This window comes from Sporosarcina sp. NCCP-2222 (assembly GCF_023168145.1).
Classification (GTDB): domain Bacteria; phylum Bacillota; class Bacilli; order Bacillales_A; family Planococcaceae; genus Sporosarcina.
In genome coordinates this window covers 255,382-274,385 of record NZ_BQYK01000002.1, presented here as the reverse complement: position 1 = coordinate 274,385, position 19,004 = coordinate 255,382, and the positions used below count along the sequence as shown (strand labels likewise).

General features: G+C 44.4%; 15 protein-coding genes. 11 read left to right on the top strand and 4 right to left on the bottom strand.

Annotated features, from left to right (window positions below):
* Nucleotides 1-332 (top strand): M20/M25/M40 family metallo-hydrolase (locus NCCP2222_RS05305; RefSeq protein ID WP_248510283.1); only part of this gene is annotated, 332 nt, incomplete at its 5' end.
* A gap of 47 nt (nt 333-379) precedes the next feature.
* Here the strand turns inward: NCCP2222_RS05305 and allD are convergent.
* Together allD and NCCP2222_RS05295 are read right to left on the bottom strand one after the other, a co-directional pair.
* Nucleotides 380-1,429, bottom strand: a complete 1,050-nt coding sequence (gene allD, locus NCCP2222_RS05300; protein WP_248510281.1) for an ureidoglycolate dehydrogenase — start codon at nt 1,427-1,429, stop codon at nt 380-382.
* An 18-nt stretch (nt 1,430-1,447) separates the two neighbouring features.
* A complete protein-coding gene (locus NCCP2222_RS05295; protein WP_248510275.1) occupies nt 1,448-2,329 on the bottom strand; it encodes an alpha/beta hydrolase in 882 nt (293 codons plus the stop codon).
* A 297-nt stretch (nt 2,330-2,626) separates the two neighbouring features.
* Here NCCP2222_RS05295 and fdrA point away from each other — a divergent pair, with 297 nt between their 5' ends.
* From fdrA to NCCP2222_RS05260, 7 genes are all read left to right on the top strand, one after another.
* On the top strand, nt 2,627-4,375 hold the full coding sequence (fdrA, locus tag NCCP2222_RS05290) for an acyl-CoA synthetase FdrA (RefSeq protein ID WP_248510274.1): 1,749 nt from the start codon (nt 2,627-2,629) through the stop codon (nt 4,373-4,375).
* Nucleotides 4,376-4,479: 104 nt separating this feature from the next.
* Nucleotides 4,480-5,742 carry a YlbE family protein gene (locus NCCP2222_RS05285; RefSeq protein ID WP_248510272.1) on the top strand — a complete coding sequence of 421 codons (1,263 nt, stop codon included), beginning with the start codon at nt 4,480-4,482 and terminating at the stop codon, nt 5,740-5,742.
* Entirely contained in the window at nt 5,742-6,674 is a 933-nt protein-coding gene (locus NCCP2222_RS05280) for an oxamate carbamoyltransferase subunit AllH family protein (RefSeq protein WP_248510270.1), read from the top strand. Before NCCP2222_RS05285 ends, NCCP2222_RS05280 begins: the two co-directional genes overlap by 1 nt.
* Entirely contained in the window at nt 6,659-7,597 is a 939-nt protein-coding gene (gene arcC, locus NCCP2222_RS05275) for a carbamate kinase (protein ID WP_248510269.1), read from the top strand. Before NCCP2222_RS05280 ends, arcC begins: the two co-directional genes overlap by 16 nt.
* A gap of 67 nt (nt 7,598-7,664) precedes the next feature.
* Nucleotides 7,665-10,292, top strand: a complete 2,628-nt coding sequence (locus tag NCCP2222_RS05270; protein WP_248510265.1) for a sensor histidine kinase — start codon at nt 7,665-7,667, stop codon at nt 10,290-10,292.
* Nucleotides 10,289-11,008, top strand: coding sequence for a response regulator transcription factor (locus tag NCCP2222_RS05265; RefSeq protein ID WP_238080267.1), 720 nt, complete (start codon nt 10,289-10,291; stop codon nt 11,006-11,008). Before NCCP2222_RS05270 ends, NCCP2222_RS05265 begins: the two co-directional genes overlap by 4 nt.
* Nucleotides 11,009-11,256: 248 nt before the next feature.
* A complete protein-coding gene (locus NCCP2222_RS05260) occupies nt 11,257-12,513 on the top strand; it encodes an MFS transporter (protein ID WP_248510263.1) in 1,257 nt (418 codons plus the stop codon).
* Nucleotides 12,514-12,814: 301 nt separating this feature from the next.
* Here NCCP2222_RS05260 and NCCP2222_RS05255 read toward each other — a convergent pair whose 3' ends face one another.
* On the bottom strand, nt 12,815-13,186 hold the full coding sequence (locus tag NCCP2222_RS05255) for a winged helix-turn-helix transcriptional regulator (RefSeq protein WP_248510261.1): 372 nt from the start codon (nt 13,184-13,186) through the stop codon (nt 12,815-12,817).
* 189 nt (nt 13,187-13,375) lie between these two features.
* On the opposite strand from NCCP2222_RS05255, the gene NCCP2222_RS05250 reads away from it, so the two are divergent.
* The 3 genes from NCCP2222_RS05250 (at nt 13,376) to NCCP2222_RS05240 (ending at nt 16,473) form a co-directional block, all read left to right on the top strand.
* Nucleotides 13,376-14,569, top strand: coding sequence for an MFS transporter (locus tag NCCP2222_RS05250; RefSeq protein WP_248510259.1), 1,194 nt, complete (start codon nt 13,376-13,378; stop codon nt 14,567-14,569).
* A gap of 132 nt (nt 14,570-14,701) precedes the next feature.
* Complete coding sequence (locus tag NCCP2222_RS05245) at nt 14,702-15,547, top strand: aldo/keto reductase (RefSeq protein ID WP_248510253.1); 846 nt, start codon at nt 14,702-14,704, stop codon at nt 15,545-15,547.
* A gap of 131 nt (nt 15,548-15,678) precedes the next feature.
* Nucleotides 15,679-16,473 carry an SDR family NAD(P)-dependent oxidoreductase gene (locus NCCP2222_RS05240; protein ID WP_248510250.1) on the top strand — a complete coding sequence of 265 codons (795 nt, stop codon included), beginning with the start codon at nt 15,679-15,681 and terminating at the stop codon, nt 16,471-16,473.
* 69 nt (nt 16,474-16,542) lie between these two features.
* Here the strand turns inward: NCCP2222_RS05240 and helD are convergent, their stop codons facing one another.
* Nucleotides 16,543-18,879 (bottom strand): RNA polymerase recycling motor HelD, encoded by a 2,337-nt coding sequence (helD, locus tag NCCP2222_RS05235; protein WP_248510248.1) that lies wholly within the window; start codon nt 18,877-18,879, stop codon nt 16,543-16,545.
* Nucleotides 18,880-19,004: the final 125 nt, after the last annotated feature.

Here is a 19,004-nt window from a genome sequence, read left to right as displayed (position 1 = left end):
AAAGAGCAGTAGACGAGGTGAAGGAAGCGCGTGGACTGAATATCTGGATGGAGGAAATCTCAAGCGAGACGCCTGTTCAAATGGATAACGTGCTAGTGGAGGATTTGGAATCAGTTTGCGAGGCACAAGGAATCGCTTGGATGAAGATGCCGAGCGGCGCCGGTCACGATGCGATGAATATGGCATCGCTTTGTCCGACAGGCATGATTTTCGTTCCATCCAAGGATGGGCTCAGCCATAATCCAGCAGAATATACTTCCATGGAGCAGCTGATGGAAGGTGCGCAAGTCTTGCGGGCTTTCCTGTTAAAGCAGGCACAGATCTTGGAATGATAAAATGAGCGCAGCCGGGACTAACCTGGCTGCGCTCATTCGTCATTTTACTTCGCAAACGGATCTTTATGATCATATTGATTGTTATGGATGACATCGCTCCGCAAGTAGTCGATAATATCATCGACTATGTCGATCCCGTTCTTCCTGGACTCTTGCTCTTTCAGCAAGGCGTCTTGTCCCGGATACAGCACTTGATTAAATCCTGGAGCAGGCTTCACCTCGTTCAATTCCTTCATCATGCCGGAAATGCTTTCGCGGAATAAGTCCGTGCTTGTGAAAGCACCGGGATCAATGACAATATGCAGCTGGCCCAACTCACGGCCTGCGGTCAGGTCGTGGTACATGGAGGACACATGCTTGCCAAATGGCAGGCCAAGCAGAACGCCTGATAAGATGTCGATCATCATCATGAGGCCATACCCTTTAGGCCCGGCAATTGGCAGAAGGGCGTTCACTTTGAATGGGTCCGTAGTTGGAATCCCTTCCTTGTCGACTGCCCACGTATCTGGAATGGATTCTTGTTTTGAACGGGCATGCAGGATTTTCCCCCACGCCTGGATGCTTGTCGCCATATCAATAATGATTTTATCGTTATCTTTGCCTGGTGCGCCGAAAGCGATCGGGTTTGTGCCGAAATACGGTTCTGCGCCGCCAAACGGAACGACCATAGGGTCCGATTGGCACATGGAAATGCCGATCATACCCGCTTCGGCAGCCTGTTCGACAAAATAAGACAGGGCGCCGCTGTGGCCCATTCTACGTATGCCGACGATGGCTGTACCGTTTTCGCGTGCCATTTGAATGGCGTGTTCCATAGCTTCTTTCGCCGCCACATGCCCGGCTCCGTTATCGGCATCCAGTATAGCAGTTCCCGTTCCGGTCTTTGTGAATTTGAAATCCGGTTCAATCGTCGTACCGCCTTTTGCAATACGCTCTGCATAATACTCCACCCGCATCGCGCCGTGTGAATGAATTCCCCGGGCATCTGCATGTGCCAGTACATCGGCAACCGTTTCTGCATGTGCTGGCTGCAGACCTGCATTCGTCAATTTCCGTGCGATTAGCATTTTTAGCTCGTCAAAGCTCACTCTCATTTCAAGCACTCCCCTTTGTCATGATTCTTCAATTTCAAAACGGTCTTTCAGGAATCGTATCGTTTGTTCCACAGCGTATATCGCCTCCGGATCCTCCATGTTCGCATCAAAATTATGCTGTCCTTGTCGGATCGTCAGCAGTTCATTGCAGACTCCCAGGGCATCCAGTTTCGCTTTCATCCCGACTGATTCCGAGTAGGGAACATCCTTGTCTGCATCTCCGTGAATCAGCAAGGTGGCTGGGTATGCAGCATCTGCAAGCTCGACAGGAGCAAAATTTTTCAAGGCCACTTCGTCCTTAGCAAGATCTTTCCCTGCCACCCAATCAAGCCAAGAGCCTGTCTGACGGCAATACAAGTAAATGGCGTATCTTGTTTGAATCGGGGCCGCAGAGATCGGCGAGGGTTGCACCAGCTGGTTTGCAAGCATTTCAGGAACAGTAGGCATCGCTGTAAAGTGAACACTCGGTTCCTTATACCAATCTCCGGTCACCTGTCCATAGCCGTAGAAAGACACTATGGCATCCGGCTTCACTTCAAACGTGCCGGACAGCAAAGCTAAATAACCGCCGGCGGAATTGCCGACTACAGCCACGCGGTTTGGATCAAAGTCGAGCATAGAAGAAGCCTCTGTTTTTAACCAAACGATCAAACTTTCGATATCTTCTCGAATTCCGGGAAGCTTAGTTTCCGGTGCCAGGCGGTAATCGACGGAAAACACGTGGAATCCCGCTTCGGTGTAACGTTTTATTTGTTCTTTATGTAAATCGTCCTTCGTTCCCCACACCAGTCCGCCTCCGTGGATGAAAACAAGCAAAGGCGCCTGCTTCGCAGGCGAGCGATGGAGCACACCCTCAATGGAACACTCTCCGGCTTGCCGATAGACAACAGTTTCTGCCATGATCATTTCGTCTCCTCTGTATTTGAACTTCTTTAGGTCATCGTTATGTTCAAGATCTATTTCTTTTCAACAATTTTCTTCTAAATACTATACTACCGTTCGCTAAGAAAACAGCTTTTGATCAGAATTTTTACGTTTTTGTAATGTGGGACCCATGGATTTTATTCGTCTGCAATGGCGCCTCAGTTACAATGATTTTGGCGTAGAAAATCAACAGCTGCATGCGATTTTTTCTGAGAACTATTTGGGCATGTGAGTTGCTGTGCTGATTTTCAAAAAAATATAGGAGTGATTTTTGTGCTTCATACGATTATTAAGAAGAACTCGTACCAAGACTCCATCAACCTGATGTTGCTAACGAATTCTGTGTCGACGATGGAAGGGCTCAACAAGGTGCAGATTATGATGGCGACTCCGGCAAACAAGGATATTTTCAATACGGCTGGATTGCATACACCTGAATTGGAAGCAGCCGAATCAAACGACATGGCGATCGTTGTAGACACAGACGATGCTAGTTTAATTGACAAGGTGCTAGAGAAAGTAGATCAATACTTGAAAGACCAATCTATTAGCAATAAAAAACAAAGCTTTGAAACTGTCCGTACATGGGACAAAGCAGTGGACGCATTGCCAGGCGCGAATGTCGCTATGATCTCAGTGCCAGGTCAATATGCAGCGGACGAGGCGGACAAGGCGCTTGACCGTGGACTTCACGTTTTCTTATTCAGTGACAACGTATCGATCGAAGACGAACTTCGTCTAAAGCAAAAAGCGCATGACAAAGGATTGCTTGTCATGGGTCCAGACTGCGGTACAGGAATTTTGGATGGCGTGCCGTTTGCATTCGCTAACGTAGTAAACAAAGGTCGCATCGGTATTGTCGGTGCTTCCGGAACAGGGATCCAAGAAGTCTCAACGATTATTGACCGTCTTGGCGAAGGTGTTAGCCATGCAATCGGAACAGGCGGACGTGACTTGAAAGATCCGATCGGTGCGATTACGATGATGGATGGCATCCGTGCGCTTGAAAACCACAGCCAGACAGAAATCATCACAATCATTTCGAAGCCGCCTGCAGAACATGTGAGGAATGAAGTAATGGAGTTGCTTCAAAGTTTGACAAAACCTGTCGTTGCGGTATTCCTCGGCGAAAAGCCAGAGCAATACGTAGGCAATGTATATCAGGCATACACACTTGCAGAGACAGCTTACATCGCTGTTGACCTGGCAAAAGGCAATGAAGTGAAACCGGATTATAATGCTGGTGATTTCACAGTGGCCAACACAGATCTTAAAGAAGGCCAACGTACTTTGAAAGGCTTGTATTCCGGCGGAACGCTTGCTTCTGAAGCAGCAATTCTAATTTCAGACGCTTTAGGTCTTGGAACACATATTAAAAACGAAGAAGGCTATGTTCTTAAACATGAAGGCCATGAAGTTGTTGACCTTGGTGATGACAAGTACACACAAGGAAAGCCACATCCGATGATCGATCCTGAAACACGTTCGAAATTCATCGAAGAGGCAGGTGCTGATGCATCTACAGCTGTCATTCTTCTCGATTTCGTACTTGGTTATGGTTCACATGATGATATGGCAAGTGCTTTGCTTCCTTCCATTCAAAAAGCAGTAGCTACTGCTAAAGAAGATGGACGTACACTGCATGTCGTCGCTACCGTCTGCGGTACTAAAAACGACCCGCAAAGCTACGATGGCCATGTGAAAGCGTTAAAAGAAGCAGGCATCATTGTCAAAGAAACGAACAACGAAGCAGTGCGTACAGCTCTTAGCATCGTAGGACTTGAAGTAGAGGACTACGAGAAGAAGCATGTGGAAGGCGAGAAGTCGGGCAAGGAATTCGATCTGTCTGTTTCCGATGAAATTGCTGCCCTCGTTTCAGACCGTCCACGTGTCATCAATGTCGGTTTAAAAGGCTTTACGGATGCGCTTGCAGACACAGGCACTCAATTCGTGCAATATGATTGGCGTCCAATTGCCGGCGGTAACGCGCGTATGGCTAAAATCCTTAGCTTGTTGAAGTAATACCTGACGGCAAGATAGCGAATGAAGGTCTGGCCCGGATGGACTGGGCCTTCACCATATCGGGAAAGAACGGCTTTAAATATAACGAATGAGGTGGAACGAGTATGAAATACAATTCAATGGATGAAGCAAACAAAGCAGTCATCGACAAAATTACCGGCTCAGCGCCATTCTTAGTAGATGTTGTTCCGGCTAAAGAAAAAGTAAAAGAACTGAATGATGGTAAAGTATTGCTCCATGCAGGCCCTCCGATTAAGTGGGAAGACATGACAGGCCCAATGCAAGGTTCTTGCATCGGTGCATCCATCTATGAAGGATGGGCAGCTACTCCAGAAGAAGCGGAAAAACAGCTTGCTTCCGGCGAAGTGAAATTCATTCCTTGCCACCATGTGAACGCGGTAGGTCCTATGGGCGGAATTACATCTGCCAACATGCCTGTCTTTGTTGTTGAAAACCGCACGGATGGCAATGAAGCGTACTGCATTATGAACGAAGGTATCGGGAAAGTACTTCGTTTCGGTGCAAACTCTCAAGAAGTTATTGACCGTTTGAAATGGATGCAAAACGTACTGGGCCCGACAATCTCGAAAGCTCTTAAGCTGACAGAAGACGGCTTGAACTTGAACGTTATGATTGCAAAAGCAATCACAATGGGCGACGAGTTCCACCAACGTAATATTGCGGCATCCTTGATCTTCTTGAAGGAAATCAGCCCGTACATCGTACAAGTAGAAATGGATGATAACGATCGCAAAGATGTTATTCAATTCTTGGCTGACACGGACCAGTTCTTCTTGAATATCGCAATGGCGACTGCTAAGGCGGTTATGGATGCTGCGCGCCAAATCGAAGAGGGTACTGTCGTTACTGCAATGTGCCGTAATGGTAAAGACTTCGGAATTCGTATTAGCGGAATGGGTGACGAGTGGTTCACAGCACCGGTTAATACGCCGCAAGGTCTGTTCTTCACAGGTTACTCACAAGAAGATGCAAACCCGGATATCGGAGACAGCGCCATTACAGAAACATTCGGCGTAGGTGGTATGGCGATGATCGCTGCTCCAGGCGTTACTCGCTTTGTCGGCGCGGGCGGATTTGACGATGCGCTTGCAACAAGCAACGAGATGGCTGAGATCTGTGTATCTCAAAACAGTAATTTCACAATTCCTACGTGGGATTTCCAAGGCGCTTGTCTCGGAATTGATGCACGTAAAGTAGTTGAGACAGGCATTGAGCCCGTCATTAATACAGGGATTGCCCATAAAAAAGCTGGAATGGGACAAGTAGGAGCAGGGACGGTCCGTGCACCGAAAGAATGCTTTGAAAAAGCATTGGAAGCGTACGCGATCAAACTCGGCTTGATCTAATGAACAGCGGGGCAGGAAACAAAAAAGTTGCAGCAGCAAAGGAATACGAGCAGCGTATTCCTCTGCTGCTTTCTGAGCACCCAGAAGGCTTTGTGCACAGTGTCTTTCAAAATGGCGTGAATATCCGGATGAGTGACAGGCTATTTTTCATCGGAACGAAAAAGAATGGCGAGCTTCCATTCGGTATTCACCTATCGGAAGATGAAGTACAATCTTTTGTAGGAGTCATTGAACAAGAAAGCTCGGTAGGGTGGAGCGTGGATTCACAGGAGCTTGTCTTTGAAGAAGCGTCACTTGCTGTTACGCTTGCTACAGCCACCCCGTTTCATTGGGAATTGGCCTGTCGTGAGCTTAAGGCAGAAAATGTGACGAATAACTTAGTCATGCTTCTATCCATCTTGGTGCAGAAACCGATGAAAACGGGATTGGACATTGATATTGAAAAGTTTGTAGCGGACTATCTGGAAGGAAATATACCTGCCAGCGAAACAGGCCGGCAACTGAAAGAGCTTGTTTCGGTACTCCTTACATCTGATCAAAAGAAATTGGAACAAACCCTGCGGTTCTTTTTGGGCCGAGGCCAGGGGCTCACTCCATCAGGTGACGATCATCTCGTCGGAATCTTGGCCATCCATACAGCGGTCGGCTTGATTTCTCCAGAGGCACTTCAAACGCTTCGCAATTTAGTAGTGAAAGAAAATCTGACTACGGATGTCGGCCGGGAATATTTGCTGTATGCACTGGATGGAAAATTCAGCTCAACGGTTGTGAAGGCGGCATCAGCGTTAACAGACAAGACCGATATTTATACATTGGAACCAGTGATTGAAGATTTGCTTGATATGGGGCATAGTTCCGGAATCGACACGGTTTTTGGAATGTTGCTTGGTTTGTTGATAAAAAGGAGGAAATTAGAATGGCTGAAAAAGTAGTAATCGCGCTCGGAGGAAATGCAATTCTCCAACCAAAACAGGAAGCGACGTATGAAAATCAATATGAAAACGTGCGGATCAGCACAGAAATCATTTCGAAGATTGTAAAGAACGGACATACAGTTATTGTAACTCACGGAAATGGCCCGCAAGTCGGGAATATTCTTCGTCAAAACGAAGAAGCAAAGGATTTCGTTCCTCCGCTTCCATTGGATGTCTGCAGTGCGGAGTCCCAAGGTTTTATCGGCTATATGATGGAACAATCATTGAAAAATGAATTGAATAAGCTGAAGCTGGATCGGGAAGTTGTCAGCATGCTCACGCAGACAGAAGTAGATCCGGAAGATCCGGCATTTATTGATCCTTCCAAGCCAATCGGTGTGTTCTATTCAGAGGAAGAAGCGAAACAACTTGCTAAAGAAAAAGGCTGGGTCGTGAAAGAAGATGCAGGACGCGGCTGGAGACGAGTAGTTGCTTCTCCTGAACCGAAATCCATTTTAAGCTCCCAAACTATTAAAATGCTTACAGACAACGAAGTCATTGTCATCGCTTCTGGAGGCGGCGGCATTCCAGTCGCACGTAAAGAAGATGGAAGCTTGACTGGCATTGAAGCTGTTATTGACAAAGACCGCAGTGCATTCCGTCTTGCAGAAGAATCAGAGGCGGATGTTCTCATGATTTTGACAGACGTAGATAATGTCTACGTGAACTACGGCAAGCCAGATCAAAAAGCGCTTGGCTGCATTACGTTAGAAGAAGCAAAGAAATATGCAGATGAAGGACAGTTCTCTGCAGGAAGCATGGGTCCTAAAATGGAAGCGGCAATGAAATTTGCTGAACGCGGCGGACGTGCAATCATCTGTTCTCTTGGACAAGCAGATTTAGCTGTAGAAGGCAAAGCAGGCACTCAAATTACAAAATAATATTATAATATATTACTATAAAGAGGTTACCTCGTAGAATGTAGTTCATATGGAGAGGAGGGACTGAATGAAGAAGATACCATCCCGCTCGTTTCGAAAGGAATTGAGCTACTCGTTTTTAGCGATTGGGCTGACGACAATTATTTCACTTGGGATTTTTCAATTCTTTCAGCTCTCCTCTTTGATTAAAGATAATCAAGACAGCCAGACGAAAGTGACCGAGTTTCTAGATGATAATATAGAAAGCTATATGGAACAGCATGGCAGCGTCATTGATACATTGTCTTCCATAATTGCACCTTTGCTGGAGTCGGACGATATGCAAAAAATCGAAGAGGTGCTGGGAGACGTCAAAGCCCACTATCCTGGATTCGTAAATATGTATGTCGGGGATAAGCATGGAGAGTCGCTAGTCTTCTATCCCCCTGTCTATACAGATGGCGCGACGCGTGAACATATTGATTTTAGTGATCGATCGTATTACAAAGAGTTGCTGAAAACAAAGCGGCAAGTTGTATCTCCGGTTTTCCATGGCAGAGGGGGGACCGATACACTTCTTGTTGCCATTGTTTCGCCCATCTTTAACAGCGACGGTCAGATGCAAGGTTACATATTAGGGGCAATCGACTTACATGCTTTAGAAAAGTATGTATCGACCCGAATCTCCGGCGAAGCGAATTATGCAGTTTTGCTGGACCAAGATAATAATGTCATTATCCATCCGGATATTGATACAAAAACGAAAATAGTCAACTTGACGGATTCTAAAATTGTCCAGACGACCAATCAAAGCAATGGCGGTTCCGTCAAAAGTATGACGATACAAGAAGAAGGCCGGGAAAAGGAATTCATTACCTACACGAAAACATCAAATCTCGGTTGGACGCTATGGATTGCGAACCCGTCTACGCTAATTTTGAAACCGCTGAAAGATGCGGCTATCACGATTTTATGGTTCATTCCCTTAACGGCATTATTGGTCGTGCTGGCTAGCCTTTACCTAAGTGCGAGGCTTGAAAAGACGATCCGGAATTTGCTCGATACGATCAAACGGTATTCAGCAAGCTACAAATCCAGTCAGCCAGTACAAATAGCTGAACAGATTGACGGGCCTCAGGAAATGACGGATCTTCTCACCCATTTCAATGAAATGCTCTTTGAAATCGAGGAAAACCGTGCTGAATTGATGGAGTTGAACACAAAGCTTGAAGCACGCGTGCAAGAGCGAACGGCTAATTTGGAGACGCGGAATGCCGAACTGCTGGCCGTCAACAAGCTGATTACACCAGTGTCTTCTGAGGTGGACTTGCCTCACTTTATTCAATTATGCCTGCAAAAAATGGAGCCGACTGTTCCGTTTTCAGTACATATCTGGTTCCGCGAGCTGGCTGTGACACGTGAGCATATATACAAAAATATCAGCTTGCAGAAGTATATGGAACAGCATGTTCAGGGTACAAATCAACGGATTGAACCAATCATTCTGAGTGAATTGCCGAATGGCTATTTAATTATTGATTTATTGGAAGGACAGACAATCGAGTCGAAAGAACAGTCTTTCCTGCAAACTTTTTCAAGGTCGCTGGCCATTATGATGCAGAACAAACTGCTTTTCGAGCGCTATCGCAATAAGCATGCAGAGCTCGATGCGGTTCTTGAAAGTATGTCGGAAGGGATCATGCTGCTTAATAACAACTACCAAGTCGATTACGTCAATGAGTCATTCTTAAATGTCATTGATGGTGATGGACTGAATGTAGAGCTTAAACAGTTGCCGGATGTCTTAAAGCGGCTCAGCAACATTTTCGATATTACCGAAGAGGAGTTAATCTCCTATTTTAACGGTAGTATTAATGAATTGAAGTTGGAGCATAAGACGAAAACCGGAGATACCGATTTCTACATGCTGCATAAGTTCTCTGTCGTTTCCGATGAGGAAAAGATTGGAGAGGGCTTGCTCATTCGTGATATTACGAAAGAAGAGGAAATTGACACGCTGAAAAATAACCTCATTTCCTTAACATCACATGAGTTCAAAACGCCGATCACCAATATTCGGGGAAGTGTTGAGACACTGCTGCGCGATAATGTCGAATGGGAGCCGGATTTCCAGCGTGAGCTGCTTGAAGGTGTACATGAAGACATTGAACGCATCCAGCAGCTGGTTGATGATTGGATGGATATTTCAAAAATCGAATCGGGTTCCATGTACATCGAGCGCAATATGATTCGAGCAGATCATGTCATTGAAAAATCAATTGAATTAATTCCATTTGTATTAAAAGACAATGTGAAAATTGAGTTTCATAACAAAGCAGAAGATTACTTGTTCTTCTATGCTGATAAAACACGTGTGCAGCAAGTACTGGTCAATTTGTTTACCAACGCGCTCCGTTACAATGATCATCCGAAAAAGCAGATTGACGTAACGCTTGAAAAGAAGGGCGATTGGCTGACGATTGCTGTATCGGATAATGGAATCGGAATTTCCAAGGAGCACTTGCAGAAAATTTTCAACCGCTTCTATCAGGTGGACGTGACCGCAACACGACGCTCCGGCGGAACGGGTCTCGGGCTGTCGATTTGTGAAGGGATTATGGAAGCCCATGAGGGGAAAATCAAAGCGGACAGCACGCCTGGAAAAGGCAGTACGTTTACACTTTACTTTCCATTAAGAGAGGGTGGTAAGGGATGAAACAAAAAATATGTGTCGTAGATGACGAAGCGAAGATTCTACGTTTCATCTCAGCAAATTTACGTTCGGTTGGATATGACGTTGAGACGGCATCTTCTGGAGAAGAGCTGCTTGAAAACTATGATCTGATTTCGCCAGATTTGATCTTGCTCGATATTATGATGCCGGGCAAGGATGGATTTTATGTGTTAAAAGAACTCCGGAAGTTTTCACATACGCCCATTATCATGCTGACAGCGAGAAGCAACCCGAAAGATAAAGTAAATGGCTTGAATCTGGGAGCAGATGATTATTTGACGAAGCCTTTCTCGTTAGATGAGCTGTTTGCCCGCGTAAATGCTGTCTTGCGCAGAAGCCAGCCGGCTCTCACGGAAGGGACTGTAAACGCCTCCTCGATGATTGAGACAGGTTCCATTCAAGTTGATGTAGGCAGCAAGCGGGTGTGGATTGACGGAGAAGAACTGAAATTCACACAAACCGAGTTTCTGCTCTTGGAAATTTTGGCGCTCAATCTGGACAAGGTAGTTCAGCACGAAACACTGCTGTCCGAAGTATGGGGGCCACAATATCGTGATGATGTGGAATACTTACGTGTCGGAATAGCACGAATCCGGCGGAAAATTAAAGAACGGCTGAAGGAACCGGAAGAGTATATCATTACATATCCGGGTCTTGGTTATATGTTGAAAAGTGTAGCAGCGATTCATAACAATTGATCAACGTCCGGCTAAACCTTTTACAAGACTGAGAGTGAAGGTATATTTGATCTGCCTGAATGGATTTACAGGCGGAAGCCGTTGGTCGATTTGAACTTGTAAGGAATTACTTAGAAATTTAATGTTTTAGCAATGTCGCATTACTTGTTTTTATTCGTCTGCAATGCTCTCTGCCGTATGATAACAGTGCAAGGTAAATGATCATTTTCCTGAAGTACCATTATAGAAAGAATGAGGAGGCACTCATAATGGCGAAGCAAGTACATGATAATGGCCAGAAGGACGAATTGATCCCGTATTGGATCAAAGCCGTTATTGTATTCTTTTTAGGGTGGGTTGCTATCTATGGAACACGTGCAATCTTGAACCCTGTCATGGATGATATTCAAAATGAATTCAGTTTGTCTGCTGGACAACTTGGTATGATCAGCAGTATCTTTTTCATCGGTTATGCAGGACTTAACATTCCATCTGGTATGTTAGGCGATAAAATTGGTAAGAAGAAAGTATTAGTCCCGGGAATTATCTTGTTTGGACTATTCGCAGCAATCTCAGGCGCAATGCCTAGCTTCTTCCTATTTATCTTGATGTGGCTTATGGTTGGTGTTTTCCAAGGATTCTACTACGGACCACAGTATGGATTGTCGTCTGAAGCGATTCCGAAAAAGCACTTGACTGTCGGTTCTGCGATCATTAACAGTGGTATGGCATTCGGTCTTTCCGCAGGTTACTACTTATCCAGCTTTACGCTAGAAGCAGGGATGAGTTGGAGAGCACCGTTCTACATTGTAGCTATTCCGGTTGTCTTGATCGGTTTGCTCATGTGGTGGCTCGTTAAGGAAAAGCCAAAAGGCAAGGAAGTAAATGCTGTACTCGATAAACAAGAAAAACTAAAAATGAGCGTTTTGTTTAAAAACCGCAACTTGCTCATGTCTTACATTACTATTTTCTGTGCCATCTACGGTTTCTTCGTTGTTGTAACTTGGATGCCGTACTACTTGCAACATGCTCGCGGTATTGAAGGAAGCGCAGTTGCGACTGTATCCTCACTCGTACCTTGGGCAGCCATTCCGGCTTCTATCTTCTTCAGCTGGGTTGCAGACCGTCTAGGGAAGAGCCGTCCGGTATTGCTCATCATGCTTCCGGCATCCCTCGTTGCACTTGTATCGATCGTAGCGTTTGATAGCATGTGGGTACTATACGCTGCTCTAATCGGTTACGGGATTTTCGGTAAAATTAGTACAAACCCGGTATTGGTTGCCGTTGTGGCAGACAATGCGCCGAAGAATGCATACTCTACATCATTCGGTGTGTATAACTTTATCGGGATGTGTGGATCCATCTTGGCACCATACATCACAGGTTTCTTGACTGACGTTACAGGCAGCTTGAACATGGGCTTCTACTTCGCAGGCTTCCTGCTTGTGATCGGTACCATTTCAGCAGCTTTGATTAAAGAAGAGAAGCGTGTAATTACTGAGGATAATGCCGTTACTGGTGGTTGATTACAGAAAGAGTCCATTTTCTTAGAAAATGGACTCTTTTTCTATATGAAACTATATTTTTAATGATTTACTTATTACGGAATGCGTATTCATTATCCGAACATGCGTACAGATTTAAGTGCCGGCCGATTCAGGCGAATTCCATAGACTTTGATTCTATATATTCACTTGCATTTTAAGGTTCTCCACTATCTGAAGAAGATCTTACAATAAACCAACTGTGGAATCGAATGAAAAAACCAACATGTTTCTCTGGCTGGCAGAGCGGTATGTTGGTTTTTATATTTTGATGAGTATACGTTTACTTCAGAGTATCGTTTAACACGCTCTCCTCTAATACAGCAAACTTATCCCCATATACTTTTGTAATATGATTTTCTCCCCAAGCACATAAGGAGTCTAAAATTCCTTGTAAACTTTGGCCATACTCACTGAGCTCATATTCAACTTTTGGAGGGATTTGATTGTGAACAATACGATTAATGACCCCGTCCTCTTCTAACTCGCGCAATTGCTGCGTTAGCATTTTTTGCGTAATGCTTGGAATTAATCGCTTTAATTCACTTGTACGTTTTTTTCCGTGGGTCAGATGGCAAAGGATTACACATTTCCATTTTCCGCCTATCACTTCTAAGGTCGCCTCAACTGAAATATTATATTTCTTTTTCTGCATAATTACCCTCCTAGCTATAGGCACCTAAAAGTACCTATAGTACTTTTAGGTATCTATATTACTTAAAAGTGCGTACTTTTCATTAGAGATGATATACATCATAATAACACATTGTCAGCTGATTTTAACGATATTCTTTTATTCATGTGGCTCTCGATAAGAGGATGATTAGGAGGAGGATAAAGGATCATGAATAAAAAACAAAGTACTTTAGCATTGCTGGCTTTAGCAGTGAGTGCATTTGCAATTGGAACAACGGAATTTATTAGTGTAGGTTTATTGCCCCTTATTGCACAAGACTTACAAATCTCTTTGAAGACAGCCGGTTTAACCGTTTCTATATATGCATTAGGAGTGACATTTGGAGCCCCCGTACTGACGTCTGTGACTTCCAGTGCAGCGCGTAAATCTCTCTTGCTTTGGATTATGATTGTTTTTATTGTTGGTAATACTATTGCTGCCCTTGCCTCCGGTATAGGCATCTTATTAGCAGCTCGTATCCTCACGGCATTTTCACATGGTTTATTCATGTCAATCGGCTCTACAATCGCAGCTAATTTAGTGACAGAAGATCGACGAGCCAGCGCGATTTCCATGATGTTTACAGGACTAACGGTGGCAACTGTAACGGGTGTCTCTTTTGGTACATTTCTTGGGCAGCAGTTTGGTTGGAGATTTGCTTTTATAGCAATTGTAGCAGTGGGTGTAATTGCATTTGTTGCAAACAGTCTCCTTGTCCCCTCTGATTTGCCGAAAGGAAATCGTACAACATTCGGCGATCAATTTAAACTAGTTACGAACGGCCGTTTATTACTTTTATTTCTCATTACAGCTTTAGGTTACGGAGGTACCTTTGTTGTCTTTACTTATTTATCTCCCTTGCTCCAAGGCATAACAGGTTTTAAGGAAGGTACTATTGCTGTCATTTTACTTGTGTATGGAGTGGCTATCGCAATCGGCAACATGATAGGAGGGAAGGCAGCGAACCGGAAGCCAATTGTTGCCTTGTTTTATATGTTTATTGCACAGGCGATTGTCCTTTTCGTCTTAACGTTTACTGCCCCGTTTAAGGTGGCTGGTTTGATTACAATCATGCTCATGGGATTATTTGCATTTATGAATGTGCCGGGGCTGCAAGTGTACGTTGTGATGTTGGCGGAGCGTTTGGTGCCGAGTGCAGTAGATGTGGCGTCCGCAGTCAATATTGCAGCATTCAATGCAGGAATTGCCATCGGCAGTTACTTGGGTGGTGTTATAACAGATTCTGTTGGGATTATTCATACAGCATGGATAGGAGCCTTGATGGTTCTGGGAGCTGTTATCCTGACTGGATGGAGCCGGTCTTTGGAGCAAAAAGATCAAAAAAATGCTGCACCGATTTAAGGTACTTTCACATACATGCTTTCTACGTGTCGTAAGAATAACCGAGCACTCTTGAAGGAGGTAATGATTGCGACGCAGACAGTAAAACAAACGAAATCAATAGTAATTATAAATAAATTTGGAGGTTTAATTATGGCAGCGAAAAATTTGCAGGACACAACAACTTTGCATAACGGTGTGAAAATGCCTTGGTTTGGTCTCGGAGTATTTAAAGTAGAAGAGGGCCCTGAGCTTGTGAATGCTGTGAAAACAGCTATTTTACACGGTTATCGCAGTATTGATACCGCAGCTATTTATGGAAATGAAGAAGGGGTCGGACAAGGTATCCGTGAAGGGATAAAAGAAGCCGGCATTTCCAGAGAAGATCTTTTTGTGACATCGAAAGTATGGAATGACGATTTAGGGTATGAATCGACAATCACAGCCTATGAAGCGAGCCTACGTAAACTTAATTTGGATTATCTAGATCTATATCTTATCCATTGGCCAGTCGAAGGAAAGTTCAAAGATGCATGGAAAGCTTTAGAGTCGCTTTACAAAGAAGGACGGGTAAAAGCAATTGGGGTAAGTAATTTTCAAGTTCATCATCTGGAAGACTTGATGAAAGAGGCTGAAATAAAACCGATGGTGAATCAAGTGGAGTGCCATCCGCGATTGACTCAAAAGGAACTCAAGGCATTCTGTCAGGAACATGGAATTCAGCTGGAAGCCTGGTCTCCTTTGATGCAAGGTCAACTATTGGATAATCCGGTGCTTTTGGAAATCGCCAATAAGTATAACAAGTCCGTTGCACAAGTCATTTTACGTTGGGACTTGCAAAACGGCATTGTAACCATTCCTAAATCTACAAAAGAACATCGAATTGTTGAAAACGCAACAGTTTTTGATTTTGAACTCACAAAGGAAGACATGGAACGCATTGATGGTTTGAATGAGAATCATCGAGTCGGTCCAGATCCGGATAATTTTGATTTTTAATAACAGTAGAAGAAGATTGTAGCATTTATAAAAGTGGATAGCTTCTCCCGCTAGTGAAAGGAAGAGGAGCTATCCATACAATTTTCAGTAATAGGGTATTGGGTTAAAACACGAATCAGGGAGGATTCTGCGTGATTCTAAATCTAAATGGAAAAACGGCACTGGTTACCGGCTCTACATCTGGCATTGGCAAAGCAATCGCCATGTCTTTAGCAGGGGAAGGGGCCACTGTAATTATTAATGGCCGTCATGAAGAAAAGGTGAACCAAACGATTAATGAAATTCAAGCTAAGTATCCTGACGCTATCCTTCAGTCGGCAGTAGCTGATCTAGCGACAGAATGGGGATGCCAACAGATGATTGAGAATTGTCCTGAAGTAGACATTCTAATAAATAATCTGGGGATTTTTGAACCTCGAGAGTTTTTTGATATTACTGATGACGACTGGTTTACGATCTTTGAAACCAATATCATGAGTGGCGTACGACTTACTCGCAGATACTTGAAGCAAATGCTTCGTAAGAAAGAAGGCAGGATCATATTTATCGCCAGCGAAGCAGCGATCATGCCGTCTCAGGAAATGGCACATTATAGCGCTACCAAAACGATGCAACTCTCACTCTCCCGCAGTTTAGCCGAGCTGACGAAAGCAACAAATGTGACGGTTAATACAGTGATGCCTGGTTCCACTTTGACAGAGGGTGTGGAAACAATGCTAAATAGTCTTTACCCTGATGAGACATTGTCTATGGAGCAAGCAGAAAGGCGGTTTATGAAAGAGAACCGTCCAACTTCTATTATTCAAAGGCTAATCCGTCCAGATGAAATTGCAAATTTCGTCACCTTCTTGAGCAGTCCATTATCCTCGGCCATTAATGGTTCCGCATTACGGATAGACGGGGGATTAGTACGCAGTGTGTTTTAAATGACTTAAATAAGACGAATCTGGAAACCGACCATAAGCGCTATCTATGGTCGGTTGATTTAGTCATTCTTACGATTGTTTAATATAATCTTCCGGAACAGTATGCAACAATGAAGTCGGCTTTCCGACGCTGTATAAATTCAGGTAATGCATCGCTCTCGTGCAAGCCGTATAGAAAATGCGCTGCAGGCTTTCTTCCCCGTAAATTTCTTCGGAGGCATTGTAAATAATAACTGCTTCAAACTCAATTCCCTTCGCTAAATAAGATGGAATGACGACAACGCCCTGCTCGTATTCCATTGTGCCTTTCTTGAGGAACTTAATCTGTTCGATGTTGGATAAGGCATCATAGGCTTCCTGGCTTTCCGCCGCTGATTTGCAAATGATGGCGATACTTTGACAACCGAGGCTTTGCAGTTCTGCTACCTTCGAGGTAATGTGGCGGTGCAATGCCTCCTTGCTTTCGAGTTGTGTCAGAACAGGCAATTCACCGTCGCGGTTGAATGGAATAATCTCCTCACTGTTCGGTACAAGCCTTCGAGTAAATTCGATAATCGGTTTTGTAGAACGGTAGCTTCGGGCCAAGTGGATGACTTCCGTTTGTTCCGGTCCGTACAGCCCGGTGAGTGTTTGAAAGTCAACCCGGTCCCTTGCGTGTGCAAAAATAGCCTGGTTGAAGTCGCCCAAAACCGTCATCTTGGCAGCGGGAAACAGCCGTCGTAAATACTCGAACTGGAACGGTGAATAATCCTGTGCTTCATCCACGACAATATGTTTGATTGTCCGGTTGGATTGAAACCCAAGAATGAGCTCCTGTAATAGCAAATAGGGTGTAGCATCCTCGTAAAGCAAGATTCCATCGTTGATCGTTGTCATTGTTGCTTGGCAGATGGCTGGCCATTCCTCGATCAACTCTCCGTCATACCATTGCCTAATTTGCTCCGGTGAAGAAAATAGCTGCTTGTAGATCTCTTTCATATGAATAAAATCATATGCTTCGACACGTTTTCGCAATGATTTCATCCGCTGCCGAACAATTAATTGGGCAAGTTCATCAGGATCCACATCAAAATCCGCTATCATTTCTTTTTTCATGCCGTGCTTTTTCGCAAGAATCATGCGTGCTTTATGGTACTCCTCATTGCTAAGTAGCTCGATTTCCTCGAGAACCCAAGGTTTTGTACACTCTGTTTCTTGGAAGTCGGCTAGCTTTTGCAAAAGCCAATCCATTAGTTTCTCAAGGCGATTATGAAAGCGGAGTGCTGTGTCGTGCTCGTAAAACTGTTCAGCAATTTGCTCTGCACTAACAATGGTTTCCCCTTTAAAAGCTACTCTTTTAAACACCATTCCGGATGTTTCCAAGGCGTTTCGATAGCCTTCAATTGCTTCGAAAAAGGGAGTAGAGGCCTTGAGTCGAATGCTAGCCACTCTAGCGTAATAGGAACTGCTGTGTTCGGCGGTCAACACATATTCCAATTGATCGTACGGGTTTTCAACAGTAAACTGTTTCCCTAGCCGATAGTCCAGATATTCCTGGAAGGTGACCTGCTGCATGTTTTCCTCACCGAGCTCCGGCAGTACATTGGCTACATAATGATTAAACATCGTATTCGGTGAGAACAGGATGATTTGATCGGCTTTGATCGTGCCACGATATTTATATAGCAAATAGGCAATCCGCTGGAGCGCTGCAGACGTTTTCCCGCTTCCTGCCGCTCCATGAACAATGAGCAGTTTGCCTTGATCGTGTCGAATGATTTTGTTTTGCTCCTGTTGAATAGTGGCAACAATCGAATGCATCTGTTTGTCGGTGCCTTTTCCTAACACCTCCTGCAGAATTTCATCGCCAATTGTGAGACTCGTATCAAACAACGACTGAAGAACACCGCCCCGAATGAGATACTGCCATTTTTTCAACAGCTCCCCGCGAATTAAGCCACCCGGTGTCGTATAATGGGCTGTACCTGGCTGATAGTCGTAATAAACACTGCAAATCGGCGAGCGCCAATCGTAGATAATAAAGTCTTCTCCGCTTTCATTCGTCAGCGTGGATATGCCAATGTAGATTTGTTCGTCAGATGAAAAGCCGTCTTCCAGAAAGTCGATACGCCCGAAATAGGGGGCATCCTGCATCCGGCGAAGTGTGGATAATTTTTTGGAAGCTTGCCGAAGAGTGCTTTCGCTCACAGAAAGGGCCTGAGCTTCTTGCCGCAACCCGATAATGGTTTCAAGATAATCATCGAACGAATCCGTATTTACCTTGACCTCATCCCAAAAATGTCTCCGAATGTTCACCACTTCGTTCCGGCGTTGAGAAGTTTCCTTCTCCAACCGGTGAATCTGGTTTTGAATTAACTCCATCACGTCAGTCACTCTTTGCTGCTCTTGCTCAAAATTTGACCTCATAGCACACGCTCCTTAAAAAAAATGAGTAAAAGGGTTGACGAACAAATAGATTATGGTGTACAATTAAGATAGGATAAATATAGACCTTTTCATTTATAAATGCCTATCTATATAAAAGTACCATA